General features: G+C 69.3%; 10 protein-coding genes. 3 read left to right on the top strand and 7 right to left on the bottom strand.

Annotation, left to right across the window (positions count from 1 at the left end):
• Positions 1-2: 2 nt before the first annotated feature.
• The 5 genes from DFO63_RS05035 to DFO63_RS05055 form a co-directional block, all read right to left on the bottom strand.
• On the bottom strand, positions 3-932 hold the full coding sequence (locus DFO63_RS05035; protein WP_119006540.1) for a DUF1684 domain-containing protein: 930 nt from the start codon (positions 930-932) through the stop codon (positions 3-5).
• A gap of 11 nt (positions 933-943) precedes the next feature.
• Positions 944-2,845 carry a DNA mismatch repair endonuclease MutL gene (gene mutL, locus DFO63_RS05040; protein WP_119006541.1) on the bottom strand — a complete coding sequence of 634 codons (1,902 nt, stop codon included), beginning with the start codon at positions 2,843-2,845 and terminating at the stop codon, positions 944-946.
• 188 nt (positions 2,846-3,033) lie between these two features.
• Positions 3,034-4,602 carry an N-acetylmuramoyl-L-alanine amidase gene (locus DFO63_RS05045; protein WP_119006542.1) on the bottom strand — a complete coding sequence of 523 codons (1,569 nt, stop codon included), beginning with the start codon at positions 4,600-4,602 and terminating at the stop codon, positions 3,034-3,036.
• Positions 4,603-4,684: 82 nt separating this feature from the next.
• Positions 4,685-5,167, bottom strand: a complete 483-nt coding sequence (tsaE, locus tag DFO63_RS05050; RefSeq protein WP_101765823.1) for a tRNA (adenosine(37)-N6)-threonylcarbamoyltransferase complex ATPase subunit type 1 TsaE — start codon at positions 5,165-5,167, stop codon at positions 4,685-4,687.
• Positions 5,164-6,648 (bottom strand): NAD(P)H-hydrate dehydratase, encoded by a 1,485-nt coding sequence (locus DFO63_RS05055; protein ID WP_119006543.1) that lies wholly within the window; start codon positions 6,646-6,648, stop codon positions 5,164-5,166. Before DFO63_RS05055 ends, tsaE begins: the two co-directional genes overlap by 4 nt.
• A gap of 23 nt (positions 6,649-6,671) precedes the next feature.
• Here DFO63_RS05055 and queG point away from each other — a divergent pair, with 23 nt between their 5' ends.
• On the top strand, positions 6,672-7,742 hold the full coding sequence (gene queG / locus DFO63_RS05060; RefSeq protein ID WP_119006544.1) for a tRNA epoxyqueuosine(34) reductase QueG: 1,071 nt from the start codon (positions 6,672-6,674) through the stop codon (positions 7,740-7,742).
• 43 nt (positions 7,743-7,785) lie between these two features.
• Positions 7,786-9,117: an exodeoxyribonuclease VII large subunit gene (gene xseA / locus DFO63_RS05065; protein WP_119006545.1), complete on the top strand. Its 1,332-nt coding sequence runs from the start codon at positions 7,786-7,788 to the stop codon at positions 9,115-9,117.
• Between the two features lie 626 nt (positions 9,118-9,743).
• Here xseA and DFO63_RS05080 read toward each other — a convergent pair.
• Together DFO63_RS05080 and DFO63_RS05085 are read right to left on the bottom strand one after the other, a co-directional pair.
• Positions 9,744-10,640 (bottom strand): M48 family metallopeptidase, encoded by an 897-nt coding sequence (locus DFO63_RS05080; RefSeq protein ID WP_088026614.1) that lies wholly within the window; start codon positions 10,638-10,640, stop codon positions 9,744-9,746.
• 88 nt (positions 10,641-10,728) lie between these two features.
• Positions 10,729-12,621, bottom strand: a complete 1,893-nt coding sequence (locus tag DFO63_RS05085; RefSeq protein ID WP_119006546.1) for a formylglycine-generating enzyme family protein — start codon at positions 12,619-12,621, stop codon at positions 10,729-10,731.
• Between the two features lie 84 nt (positions 12,622-12,705).
• Here DFO63_RS05085 and rnd point away from each other — a divergent pair, with 84 nt between their 5' ends.
• Positions 12,706-13,785: a ribonuclease D gene (gene rnd, locus DFO63_RS05090; RefSeq protein ID WP_119006547.1), complete on the top strand. Its 1,080-nt coding sequence runs from the start codon at positions 12,706-12,708 to the stop codon at positions 13,783-13,785.
• Positions 13,786-13,825: the final 40 nt, after the last annotated feature.

Here is a 13,825-nt window from a genome sequence, read left to right on the forward strand (position 1 = left end):
GGTCAGCCTTCTCCTTCAGGCAGGTGGTAAGCCTTCTCGCCCGCTTCCACGCGCAGGTCCAGCCGGTTTTCCGGTGGCGCCAGCGGACAGGTGGCGTAGGCGGTGAACGCGCACGGCGGGTTGTAGGCATGGTTGAAATCGATGCGCACGGTGCCGTCTGCGGCGGGCGCATCGGTGTCCAGGTAGCGCCCGGCCGGATAGCTGCCGCGGCCGCTGGTGCGGTCGGCGAAGATCAGGAACAGCGGCTGCCCGGGCGCACCGATCGCTTCCAGCCGCCAGCTGCGGCCGTCGCGCTCGAACTCGACCGCGCCGGCATTGGGCATCTCGGTGGTCAGGCCGGTGATGTCGACGATCGGCAGGGTCTTGCCCGGCGGGTGCGCGATGAAGCGCGCCTGCACCTGCCAGTCCGCGCCGCCCGGCCAGTACTGCAGGCCAGCGAAATCACGCCGCGCAGGCGCATCGGCATGCTTGACCCGCAGCGCGTCACGCGGCCCCCGGCGGATGATGCTGAGCTGCCCCTTGCCGCCATCGAAGGCCAGCAGCGTCGGCTGCGCGTCCTTGTCGGTGTCGACGCGGATGCGGCCGCGCACCGGCTGGCCATCATGACTGACATCGACACCGGCTTCAGGCGTGAACCACCACTGCGTCCCTTCGCGACGCAGCAGGCCCAGCTTGTCCGGGCCAACCGTCAGGCGGATGCCGTTGGTGGCGCCGCTGCCAACGAAATGGGATCTGTTCTGCAGCCAGTGCAGGCCGACCAGGGCCGTCCAGCCATCGGGCCGGGTCAGGTCCTGGTAGCGCGCCACACGCCATTGCTGCTGCGCGGCCGCGTAGGCCGGATCTTCAGCGACCGTCGGTGCCGGCGGTGTTGCCGGGCTGCAGGCGGCCAACACCACGGCGGCCAGCAGGCCCGCCATTCCCCGATAACGCATCGATGCTCCCCTCAACGTCCGCGCAGGAACCAGCGGTCGATCTCCGCCAGCGAAAAACGGGCCCAGGTCGGTCGGCCGTGGTTGCACTGGCCGGACCGTTCGGTGATTTCCATGTCGCGCAGCAGCGCGTTCATTTCCGGCACGGTCAGGCGCCGGTTGGCACGCACCGCGCCATGGCAGGCCATGGTCGACAGCAGTTCGTCACGTGCACTGGCCACGCGGCGGCTCTGGCCATGCTCGCGCAGGTCGGTCAGCACGTCGCGCAGCAGCCCTTCCGGTTCGGCATGCGCCAGCAGTGCCGGAATGCTGCGCACGTGCAGCGAACCGGGGCCAGCACGGGTCACCTCGAAGCCGAGCGCCGCCAGGGTTTCGGCTTCGCTTTCGGCGGTATCGGCCTCGCGCTCGCCCACCGCCAGCGTGATCGGCACCAGCAGCGGCTGCGACTGCAGGCCGATGCCATCGTGCGCGTTCTTCAGGCGCTCGTAGCCGATGCGTTCGTGTGCCGCATGCATGTCGACCACGATCAGGCCTTCGGCATTCTCGGCCAGGATGTAGATGCCGTGCAGCTGCGCGATCGCGTAGCCCAGCGGTGGCACGCCCGCGTCGGCGCTGGTCACCGGCAGCCCGTTCTCGGTCGGCATCGGTGGCAGTGCCACCCCGCGTTCGGCACCGGCCGGCGCGGCATACAGCGCAGCGTAGGCTGCCGGTGCATCGGCTACCTGCAGGCCCAGTGGCTGCTGCGGTCGCCACCCGGAGAATCCACCACCACCGCCGGAGCCGGCACCGGGTGCCGGACCGCGCACCAGCCCGAAACCGGAGGCGCCCGCGCTCGATGCCGTGGCTGCAGCCACGGCATCCGCCGGATGCACCGGGCCAGCACCGATCTCCTGCGCCGACATGCCGGCACGGGTATCAGCCAGCGCATCCTTCAGCGTGCGGTAGACGAAATCATGGACCAGCCGCGAATCACGGAAGCGCACCTCGTGCTTGGCCGGATGCACGTTGACGTCGACGCGGGTCGGGTCCAGTTCGAGGAACAGCACATAGGCCGGCTGGCGGCCGTGGTACAGCACATCGCCGTAGGCCATCTTCACTGCGTGTGCAACGCTGCGGTCACGCACCGAACGTCCATTGACGTACAGGTACTGCTGGTCCGCGCTGGCACGCGAATAATGCGGCTGCGCGATCCAGCCATGCAGGCGCAGGCCGGCACCGCTGTGGTCCACGCGCACGGCCTGGTTGGCGAAATCCTCGCCCAGCGTTTCGGCAAGGCGCGCATCGGAGTACAGATCGCCCGGCTTGTAGCGGCGCGAGGCCTTGCCGTTGTGCGATACGCGCAGCTCGACATCCGGCCGTGCCAGCGCCAGCGAACGCAGCCACTCTTCGATATGGCCCAGTTCGGTACGCTCGGCGCGCAGGAACTTGCGCCGCGCCGGCACGTTGTAGAACAGCTCGCGCACTTCCACCGTGGTACCCGGCGCATGCGCGCGCGGGGTCACCTCGCCGATCTTGCCGCCTTCGATATGCAGCGCCGAACCGTGCTCGTCGTGCGCGCGGCGCGAGGACAGGGTGAAGCGGCTGACCGACGCGATCGACGGCAGCGCCTCACCCCGGAAACCAAGGGTGGCCACCGATTCGAGATCGTCCAGATCGGCGATCTTGCTGGTCGCATGCCGCGACACCGCCAGGGGCAACTGTTCGGGCGCGATGCCACTGCCGTTGTCGCGGATGCGGATCAGGCGTACACCGCCTTCTTCCAGGTCGATGTCGACGCGGCTGGCGCCGGCATCGATCGCGTTCTCGACCAGTTCCTTGACCACCGACGCGGGCCGTTCGACCACTTCGCCAGCGGCGATCTGGTTGATCAGGATGTCCGGCAACGGCCGGATCGGACGCGGACCGGGCGCGCTCATGGGAGGTGATGGGCAGCAGACTTCATGGGTCGATGATAGCGGAGCAGCCCGTCGTCCGCCGGGCATGGATCATGCCGCGTGCCCAGCAGCAGGGTCCGCGCGCATGGCGATGCGTTCATCAGAAGGGCGCCCATCGGTCATGGGGCGCGGCTCGACTCTACAGAAAACGGCAATCCAGCTTGGGCGGGTTATTTGCTGCCGCCGGCCATGGTGCCGGCCGCGTCGATCTCGGCCTGGGCGCGGGCGGCATACAACGTACCCGGCGGCGGCTGGCGGCTGAAGAAGGTGTGCACGCCATCCAGCACGGCACCAGCGATCTTGCGCTGGTACGCCGGATCCATCAGGCGGCGCTCTTCATCCGGATTGGAGATGAACGCGGTTTCCACCAGCATCGCCGGCATGTCCGAGGTGCGCAGCACCGCGAAGTTGGCGCGCTCGATGTTCGGCTTGTGGTTGTTGCCGATCCGCTTCAGGCCGCCCAGCACGTGGCCGGCCGCGTCTTCAGACGCCTTCATGTAGCCACTCTGCGCCAGGTCCAGCAGCACGTTGGCCAGGGTGCCTTCGGTCTGCTGCAGGCGCACGCCACCCACCAGGTCGGCCGCGTTTTCCTTGTCCGCCAGCCAGCGGGCGCGCTGCGAAGAGGCACCCTTGGTCGACAGCACGTAGACCGACGAACCGGTGGCCGAACGGTTTTCGGCCGCGTCGGCATGGATCGAGATGAAGATGTCCGCCTTGTTCGCACGCGCCTTCTGCGCACGCATCGGCAGCGGAATGAACACGTCGCTGTCGCGCGTCAGGTAGGCCTTCAGGCCCGGCGTGGCGTTGACCTGGCGGGCCAGCTCGCGCGCCACTGCCAAGGTGACGTCCTTCTCGCGCTTGCCGGTCGGGCCGATCGCACCCGGATCCTGGCCGCCATGACCGGGATCGATCGCCACCACCAGGTGGCGCATGCCGGCCTGCATGCGGATACGCGACGCATCGCTGGGCATGGCCGGACGCGGCGGCTCCGCCGGCGTTGGTGCCGGTGTGGGCACGGTGGCCGGCGGCGTGGTCACCACCGCTGCGGTGCGCTGGCCGGCGAGGATCGCGGCCGGCGAGGACGAAGACGAGCTGGTGGCGGTGACGCCGGCCGCAGCAACCTGGGCCGGTGCGGTGGTCGGTGCCGGGGTTGGCGTGGCCGGTGCGGCGGCAGTGGCGCTGGCCTGCTGCTGTACCTGTGCGGTCAGCAAGGCCGTGGCACGCGCGGCATCGGTGCGCGACTGCGCGCTCTCGGCCGGCGTGGGCGCAGGCGAGGCACCCGCAGCGGGTGCCTGCGGCTGCGCGGCCGGCGGCGTCGCCGGGCGGCTGGCGGCCACGGCCGGGCCATCACCCGGCCATTCGATCACCAGCTTGGATTCATTGCCCTCGCGCTGCATCTGCGGGCGGAACGGCGCCACCGATTCCGCGAGGTCGAAAACGACACGGAACGTACCCGGGACCGGCTGTCCGGTACGCACCGCCGTGACCACGCCCTGCGCGGCCGGCATCTTCAGGTTGCGTATGGCGCTGGAGTCGGGGAAATCGACCACCAGCCGGTTCGGGCCGGCCAGCGACAAGGTCTTGTAGCCGCCACTGCCGACCAGCGAGATCTCGGCACGGGTGCCGGTCGCGCCGGTATTCAGCAGGACCTGGCGGACTTCACCCGCCCACGCACTGACGCTCGCCAGACCCAGTCCGACGGCGGCACAGATGGCGATGAGACGGTTCCCCGGGCGCATGGCTCAGGATTCAATCACCGCGCTGAACGGAATGCAACACCTTTTTCCTTAATAATCCGTAACCTGCCGGTGTTTGTTCTCGTCAGCCGACAGAAATGGCCTGCAAGTCGCCCCCTTGGGGCAGCCGTTCCAGCCATTCATGTCCTGCGTCGCTGGCCCCAGTGAGACGGACGCGACGCCCCTGCCCCTCGATCTCCAGCGCCACCACCAGGTCGGTGGGCGGCAGCGCGCCGGCGCCCCGTTCCGGCCATTCCACCAGCCACAGCACCGCACTGCCCTCGTCCAGACCGAGGAAATCCAGCTCGCCGGCCTGGCCGATGCGGTACAGGTCCAGGTGCCACGCCTCACCGCCACTGGCCAGCGGATAGCGCTCGACCAGGGTGTAGGTGGGGCTGCGGATCGCGCCCTGCACGCCCAGCGCACGCAGCAGCGCACGGGCCGTGGTGGACTTGCCGGCACCCAGGTCGCCGCGCAGTTCGATCAGCGCCTGCGGCGGCCGGGTGGCCGCCAGCCATTGCCCGAGCAGTTCGGTGGCGTCGCTGTCGGCAAGGAAGAATTCGGTCATGGGGAGAGGTCCGGGTTGGCCAGTCGCCGCAGCGGCACCAGCAGATCAGTAGGAAGCAGGCCGCGCGCGCCATCGGCGGCAGCCACGTCGCCGGCCAGCGCGTGCAGCAACGCACCCGCGGCCGCGGCATCGAAGGCCATCAGGCCCTGCGCGCGCAGGCTGGCGATGATGCCGGTGAGCAGGTCGCCCATGCCACCCACGGCCATCCCGGGATTGCCGGCGGCGATCAACCGCGGCGTTTGCCCAGGCGCCGCCACGATGCTGCCGGCGCCCTTCAGTACCACTACGGCGTGGAAACGTTCGGCCAGCCTCTGCGCGCAGGCATAGCGATCGGCCTGGATTTCAGCCGTGCTGCAGCCGAGCAGGCGTGCGGCCTCGCCCGGGTGCGGGGTGAGAATGGCATCGGGCAAGGCTCGCGGATCCTGCGCCAGCAGGTTCAGGGCATCGGCATCGACCACCAATGGTTTGGCGCTGGCCAGCACCCGCGCAAACAAGGCGCGTGCCCATTCGTCCTGGCCCAGCCCGGGTCCGATCGCCACCACCTTCGCCTTGTCCAGCAGCGCCGGCAGCACATCGCCGTCTTCCAGTGCATGGGTCATGGCCTCGGGCAACCGGGCCAGCAGTGGACCGACGTGGTCGCGGCGGGTGCCCAGGCTCAACAGCCCCGCACCTGCGCGCAAGGCGGCTTCGGCCGCCATCGCGATGGCACCGCCGCTGCCGTGGTTGCCGCCGACGCACAGCACGTGCCCGGATTCGCCCTTGTGGGTATTGGCGCGGCGTGGTGGCAACAGGGCCCGCAACCGCACCTGCGTCCAGTGCTCCGCAGCGGGTACCACGCCTTGCCAGGCCGTCGCGGGCAACTGCAGGGGCGCCAGGACCTTCCGCCCGCAATGATCCAGCGCATCGCCGGAATACAGCCCGCGATGCGCCACGATGAACTGCAGGGTCAGCGTGGCACGCACCGCCTCGCCCGGCACCGCCCCACGGTCGGCATCGACACCACTGGGAACATCCAGCGCCAGCACCGGCGCTGTCTGCGCGTTGAGCGCGGCAATCAGCGCCTGCGCCGTACCCTCCGGCGCGCGATCGAAGCCCAGCCCGAACAGGGCATCGACCCAGATGTCAGCCCCGGGCAGCGCGCCGTCGAACTCGGCGATGGCGCCGCCTGCGGACCTGAACTCCAGCGCCGCACGCTGTGCCAGCGCGGTCGAAGGCGGCCTGCCCGGCAGGGCGATCACCGTCACCTCGCACCCGGCCTGCAGCGCATGACGGGCCAGCACATGGCCGTCGCCCCCATTGTTGCCAGCGCCGACCACCACGCCGATCCGCCGCGCCTGCGGCCAATGCTGCAACAGGCACTGCCAGGCGGCCTGGCCGGCCTGCGCCATCAGGCCCCAGCCGCCGTCGGCGGCCAGCGCCGAAGCCTGCGCATCAAGCGCACGCGCGGCAGCGGAATCGAACAGATCGGCAAGGTTGGCCATGCAGGGATTTTATACTGGTGCACATGTCCCCCGCCCTCACCCCTGTCGATCCGGCCCAGGCCGTGCAGCGCATCCGCGAACTGGCGCGTGCGCATGGCTTCCAGCGCTGCGGCATCGCCGGTATCGAACTGGGCGAGGATGAAGCGCACCTGGCCGACTGGCTGGGCCAGGGCCTGTACGGCACGATGGACTGGATGGCGCGCCACGGCACGCTGCGCGCGCGCCCGGCCGAGCTGCTGCCCGGCACCGTGCGCGTGATTTCAGTGGGCATGGACTACAGTCACAAGGACGATACCGAAGCCTGGGCGACCCTGGCCGATCCGGGCCGCGCTTACGTGGCCCGCTACGCGTTGGGCCGCGACTATCACAAGCTGATGCGCAACCGCCTGCAGAAGCTGGCCACGCAGATCAATGATGAAGTGGCACCGCTGGGCTATCGCGTGTTCGTCGATTCCGCCCCCGTGCTGGAACGTGCACTGGCACGCAATGCCGGCCTCGGATGGATCGGCAAGCACACCTGCCTGATCGACCGCCATGGTGGTTCCTGGTTCTTCATCGGCGAGATCTACATCGATATCCCGCTGCCGATCGATACGCCAGCCACGGCGCACTGCGGCACCTGCACGCGCTGCATCGATGTCTGCCCGACCCAGGCCATCATCGGCCCGCAGCGGCTGGATGCGCGGCGCTGCATTTCCTACCTGACCATCGAGCACGACGGCGCCATTCCCGAAGACATGCGGCCACTGATGGGCAACCGCATCTACGGCTGCGACGACTGCCAGCTGGTCTGCCCCTGGAACAAATTCGCCAAGCGCACCGACGAAGCCGATTTCCGCGCCCGCAACAATCTGGATACGGCGCGCCTGGACCAGCTGTTCGCCTGGAACGAGGCCGAATTCCTGCGCCGCACCGAGGGCAGCCCGATCCGCCGCAGCGGGCATGAGCGCTGGCTGCGCAACATCGCCGTGGCGCTGGGCAATGCACCGTCCTCGGCCGAAGCACTGGCCGCCCTGCACAGCCGCGTCGACGATCCCTCGCCGCTGGTGCGTGAACACGTGCAATGGGCGCTGGGCCAGCACACGGCGCGCTGACGTGCGATCCTGAGCTCCCGTTCCGCCCGCCGCACGCTGTTCCATGCAACCACGCAACAACGACATCCTGACCCCCAGCCAGCTCAATACCCTGGCCCGCGACCTGCTGGAAGGCAGCTTCCCGGCGATCTGGGTCGAGGCCGAGCTGGGCAGCGTGGCGCGCCCTGCCTCCGGGCACCTCTACTTCACCCTGAAGGACGCGCGCGCGCAGCTGCGTGCGGCCATGTTCCGGATGAAGGCGCAGTACCTGAAATTCGTGCCGCGCGAAGGCATGCGCGTACTGGTGCGCGGCAAGGTGACCCTGTACGACGCCCGTGGTGAGTACCAGATGGTGCTGGACCACATGGAGGAAGCCGGCGAAGGCGCACTGCGCCGCGCCTTCGAGGAATTGAAGGCACGGCTGGAGGCCGAGGGCCTGTTCGACCCGGCGCGCAAACGGCCACTGCCGGCGCACGTACAGCGCCTGGCAGTGATCACCTCGCCAACCGGCGCCGCCGTGCGCGACGTGCTGAGCGTGCTCGGCCGCCGCTTCCCGCTGCTGGAAGTGGACCTGCTGCCGACCCTGGTACAGGGCAGCAGCGCCGCCGCGCAGATCACCCGCCTGCTGCAGGCGGCCGATGCCAGTGGCCGCTACGACGTGATCCTGCTGACCCGCGGTGGCGGTTCGCTGGAGGACCTGTGGGCCTTCAACGACGAAGCCCTGGCCCGTGCGATCGCCGCCAGCCGCACCCCGGTGGTTTCGGCGGTCGGCCATGAAACCGACTTCAGCCTCAGCGATTTCGCCGCCGACCTGCGCGCGCCGACGCCTTCGGTGGCCGCTGAACTGCTGGTACCCGACCAGCGCGAACTGGCGCTGCGCCTGCGCCGCACGGCCGCGCGCATGGTGCAGCTGCAACGACATGCGATGCAGCAGGCCATGCAGCGCGCCGACCGCGCCCTGCTGCGCCTGAACGCCCAGAGCCCGCAGGCACGGCTGGACCTGCTGCGCCGACGCCAGCTGGATCTGGGCCGGCGCCTGCATGCCGCCTTCAACCAGCAGCAGGAACGCCGTGCCGCGCGCCTGCGCCATGCCGCGGCGGTGCTGCGCGGGCACCATCCGCAGCGCCAGCTCGATGCGATGCAGCGTCGTCTGGCTGCCCTGCGCGGGCGGCCGCAGGCAGCGATACAGCGTCTGCTGGAGCGCGATGGACTGCGCCTGCGCGGGCTGGCGCGTTCACTTGAAGCAGTCAGCCCGCTGGCGACCGTGGCCCGTGGCTACAGCATCCTGACCCGCAGCGATGACGGTACCCTGGTGCGGAAGGTCGACCAGGTACAGCCCGGTGACGCCCTGCAGGCCCGCGTCGGCGACGGCGTGATCGACGTGCAGGTCAAGTAAAAGGGGGGGTCGGCAGGGCGGCGCCCTGCACCTGCAGAGGCTTCAAGCCAAGGCAAAGTCAACGTCAAAAGCATGCATTCCGTGGGATGGCGGGGCGGTGTCGGAGTGCGGGGACGCCGTTAACCCGTCCCTGGGGGCTTGGCAGCCGCTTGCTCGTGTGCGCAGTCCTGCGCACACGGCAAGACCGGGGTTGGGCGTCCTGCCCAACCCGCCCGAGGCATGCCTCGGGCCCATGCGGCTGACACCCCGCACTCCGACACCGCCCCACCTCTGACAGATTCCGGAGGCTGTTGGTAGGTGTCGACCTTGGTCGACACGGTAGATCTACGCCATGCGTGGATGAATCTCTGTCAGATATCGAATCAATTCGGGGTCAGATCCGTTTTCCTACGGAAAACGGATCTGACCCCGCTCCATTCCGACAGATCGCAGAAATCTGTCGAAGGCGGGGTGGGTCCGGTTGCGGGGGCGTGAGCCGCATGGATGCGGCGACCGAGCTTACATGGACGTACTTGCAGCGCCCCCCGCAACCGGACCCACCCCGCCATCCCGCGGAATGCACGCTGTTGCTGTTGCTGTTGCTCTGGCTTCGGCAGGTGCAGGGCGCAGCCCTGCCGCCCCCCCCCCTACTTTGCCTGCTCGCAGAATTTCTGCCGGTACTCGAGCGCCTTCGGCATCAGCGCCTGCAGGTTCTGGATGCGGGTACCCGGATTCGGGTGGGTGGAGGCGAACTCCGGCGGCGACTGCCCCCCACTGGCCTGGCCCATGCGCTGCCACAGCGGCACCGCCTCGCGGGGATCGAAGCACGCCGCTGCGGCCAGCATCAGTCCCACTTCATCCGCCTGCGTCTCGTGGCTGCGCGCGTAGGGCAGCAGGTAGCCGTAACCCATCGCCGACATCATCATCTGTTGCTGCTGCGCGTCCATGCCGCTGGCGGCGCCGGCCATCTGCCCGATCTGGGTCAGCTTCTGCTGCGCCATCCGCTGTGCACCATGGCGCAGCAGTGCATGGGCGATCTCGTGGCCCATCACCACCGCCATCGCATCACGCGTACGCGCCACCGGCACCAGGCCGGTGTAGACGGCCATCTTGCCCCCCGGCAGGCAGAACGCATTGGCCTGTTCGGACGGGATCACGTTCACTTCCCACTGGAAATCCCGTGCGAAATGCGCCGGCTGCACGCCGTGCTCCTGCGCCAGCGCGGTCTCCACCACGTCGACCTTGGCAATCAGCCGCTGGGCGATGTCGCGTACATCGCGCGCGATCGGTGCATTCGGATCCATCGGCCGTTCCTGCGACAGGATCTGCTGGTAGGCCTGCAGCCCCAGCGCGGTTTCCTGGCGCGCATCCAGGCTGCTGTCGATCATCACCTTCTCGCCGGTATACGGATCGACCGTGCGGTTGGAAAACCAGTAGAACACCGCATAGCCGGCCGCCAGCAGCAGCACCCACCAACGGATGTTGCCGAACAGGCCGCGCCGTTGCGGGCCTTGCGGCGAGCGGGAGAAGGGATCGTTGCGCATCAGGCGGTCTTCCGGCAGGTCCCGCCGGCTGGCGGGCACGGCGCAATCTTAGTGCGCCGATGCCCGCAGCGGGTGAAGCCGGGGCCGCTCAGATGCCGCGCACCAGGCGGAAGCCGATGCGCGCGTTGGTGGTATCCGAATCCTGCGATTGCCGCCAGGCCGCACGGGTCTGCTCGGGCGCGTTGGCCCAGTTGCCACCCCGGATCACCCGTGACCGGCAGCCCGGGTTGAACCAGGCGACACCATCGGAGGGCGCACGCCGGTAGCTGGCATGCCAGCAGTCGGCCACCCATTCACTGAGATTGCCGGCCATGTCGTGCAGGCCGAAGGCATTTGCCTGGAAACTGGCCACCGGTGCCGGTCCCCACCAGCCATCGCCATAGCCGATGAAGGCGTTGTGCCAGTGCCGTCCCGAAGGCGAAACATCCTTGCTGCCGGTAAAGTTGCCGGTGCCGGGCGGCGGCGTGCCGGCGTCGCCCCATGGATAGCGGCCGCTGCTGCCAGCGCGCAGCGCATATTCGAATTCGGCCTCGCTGGGCAGCCGGTAGCTGCGTCCTGTCTGCTCGGACAGCCACGCCGCGTAGTTTTCGGCATCACGCACGCTCACATGCATCACCGGCGAATTGCCCAGTGCGCGCGCGCCATCGTAGTCGGAACGCCAGTCCACACCGCTGCGGCGGATGAAATTGCCGCTGCGCTCGTCATACACCACCGAGTGGCCGCGCCGGGTTGCCCGCGGCCGCGCATTGGTCGACTTCACATAGCGCTCGAAATCGCCGACGGTGACCTCGGTGATCGCCATCGCAAACCCGCGGTCGAAGCGCACGTAATGCGAGGGCCGCTCGGCGTCGGTGGCACCGGGCTCGGCATCACCCGCGCCCATCTGGAAGCCGCCATGCGGCACCACCACCATCTGCGGACCGCGCCCACCATCGCGCATCGCGTCGCTGAACACCTGCCCGGGACGGAAGCTGCCGTAATGCGTGGCCAGGTCGATGCGTTCGCGCAACTGGGCCACCACCGCGTCCCCGGGCAAGGCGATGCGCAGGGCCTCGGCCAGCTTTTCACGCGCCGGCTTCAGGCCCTGCGGCGTCGCCAGCTCGCGCAGGCCATCGTCGCGCAGCTGCAGCAGTGCCGCCGCGCGGATCTGTTCGATGCGCTCGAAGGCATCGGCAATGGTCGGTGACGAGTCGCGGACCTTGCTGGCTTCGGCCAGCCAGGTGCCCGCGCTGGCGAAGTCGCGCACCCGCGCCGCATCCTCGGCACGGCGGATCAGGCCACTCTCAGCCGCCGCCAGGCCCTGCCGTGCCCGGCTGTTGTGTTCATCCAGGGCCAGCGCTTCACGGAAGTTGCCGATCGCACCGTCACCGTCCTCACCGATCCGCCCCGAACGCAGGTCTTCCTCACCGGCACGGTTGTAGGCCACCACGCGCTGGGCGAGCTCCACCCGGCCCTGCAGCGCGCGCACCTTCTCATCCTTCGGCGCCAGGGTCAGCAGCACCAGTGCCTGGCGGCTGGCCTCGGCCAGCGCCTCGCGCTGCTGCAGCGGCCGGACCAGCAGGGCATCGGCCTGCTGCTGCAGGCGCTGGCGTGCACGCTGCAGGCCGTTGCGGGCCTGGCGGTCATCCGGGTCTTCCTCCTGCACCGCCAGCCACAGCGGAACCGCCGCGTCGGCGTCTTCGTACAGGTGCCCTTCGCTGAACGCCTTCTCGGCCGCGCGACGCAGCTGGGCCAGGCTGCGCCCCTGCCGATCGACCCGCGGTGGCGTCCACCGCTGCACATCCTCGGCGGCATCCTCACCGGCGATGGTGACGCTGCCCTGCCCTGCCTCCGGCGTCGCGTCCGCCTGCGAACCCTGCTGCGGCCGTGCGTCTTCGCCAGCAGCCGATCCCGGCTCCGGCGTCGCCGAGGGCGACGGCGTGCAGCCGGCCAGGGCCACGGCCAGGGCGGTGCACAGCGCGGACGACAGCGGAAAACGCAAGCAGGATCTCCTTCAGCACGGATGCGGACCGACGTTAGGCTATTCTCCCCTGCCTGAGCAAACCCGAGTAGTAGGCCCTGACCCGTGGCAACCTGGATCACCACCCCCGCCGAGCTGGATGCATACTTCCAGCAGCGCCCGGCCCGCATTGGCCTGGACACCGAATTCATCCGTGAACGCACCTTCTGGCCGCAGCTGGCCCTGGTGCAGATGGCGGTCGGGCAGGACATCCTGCTGATCGACCCGCTGATTCCCGGCATGACCGAGGCCCTGGCGCCCTGGCTGACCGATGAATCGATCATCAAGGTGATGCACAGCGCCAGCGAAGACCTGGTCGCCTTCAAGTGGGCCTGCGGCGTGTTGCCGCGACCGCTGTTCGACACCCAGATCGGCGCCTCGCTGGCCGGCATCGGTGGCGGCATGGGCTACCAGAAGCTGGTTGCGGAAATCACCGGCGTGGCACTGGCCAAGGGCGAAACCCGCTCGGACTGGATGCGCCGTCCACTCTCGGAGTCGCAGCTGCAGTACGCCGCCGACGACGTCGAGCACCTGTTCGCGCTGCACGACGCCATCGATGCCAGGCTGCAGGCGTTGGGCCGCCAGCAGTGGCTGCACGACGACGGCGAGCGCCTGCTGGCCAGCGTCGCCAACGACGAAGACCGTTGGCCGCACCTGGCGATGCGCTCGGCGCAGTTCCTCGATGCCGCCGCACAGCACCGCCTGCTGCGCCTGCTGCGTTGGCGCGATGTGCAGGCGCGCAGCAGCGACCGCCCGCGCAGCTGGATCCTGGACAACGAACTGGCCGCCACGCTGGCACGCACGCCACCGGCCGATGCCGCCGCACTGGGCAAGCTGTTCGAACAGTTCCCGAAGGCTCCGCGAAAGCTCGCGGGCGCTGTGTGGCAGGCGCTGGATACGCCGCTGGCCGATGAGGCCGAGGCACCGCTGGCGCTGCCGGCCAACGACAGCAACAAGAAGGCACTGAAGAAGCTGCAGGACGCCGTCGCCGAGCGCAGCCGCGAACTGGGCCTGCCGGATGGCGTGCTGGCCTCGCGCAAGCATCTGGAAAGTTATCTGGAACGCCGCCAGTGGCCGGCCGCACTGGCCGGCTGGCGCCAGCAGGAGCTGGAATCTCGGTTGCAGGCTCTGCTGCCCGCGGCCTGATATCACCGGGCGCCGGGGCATTGCCTCGGCCGCCGCGGCG

The organism is Stenotrophomonas sp. AG209, assembly GCF_003550055.1.
GTDB lineage: Bacteria > Pseudomonadota > Gammaproteobacteria > Xanthomonadales > Xanthomonadaceae > Stenotrophomonas.

Coding starts and splice junctions, on each gene's coding strand:
- DFO63_RS05035 (WP_119006540.1), bottom strand. CDS start 932: ATGCGTTATCGGGGAATGGCGGGCCTGCTGGCCGCCGTGGTGTTGGCC.
- mutL (WP_119006541.1), bottom strand. CDS start 2,845: ATGAGCGCGCCCGGTCCGCGTCCGATCCGGCCGTTGCCGGACATCCTG.
- DFO63_RS05045 (WP_119006542.1), bottom strand. CDS start 4,602: ATGCGCCCGGGGAACCGTCTCATCGCCATCTGTGCCGCCGTCGGACTG.
- tsaE (WP_101765823.1), bottom strand. CDS start 5,167: ATGACCGAATTCTTCCTTGCCGACAGCGACGCCACCGAACTGCTCGGG.
- DFO63_RS05055 (WP_119006543.1), bottom strand. CDS start 6,648: ATGGCCAACCTTGCCGATCTGTTCGATTCCGCTGCCGCGCGTGCGCTT.
- queG (WP_119006544.1), top strand. CDS start 6,672: ATGTCCCCCGCCCTCACCCCTGTCGATCCGGCCCAGGCCGTGCAGCGC.
- xseA (WP_119006545.1), top strand. CDS start 7,786: ATGCAACCACGCAACAACGACATCCTGACCCCCAGCCAGCTCAATACC.
- DFO63_RS05080 (WP_088026614.1), bottom strand. CDS start 10,640: ATGCGCAACGATCCCTTCTCCCGCTCGCCGCAAGGCCCGCAACGGCGC.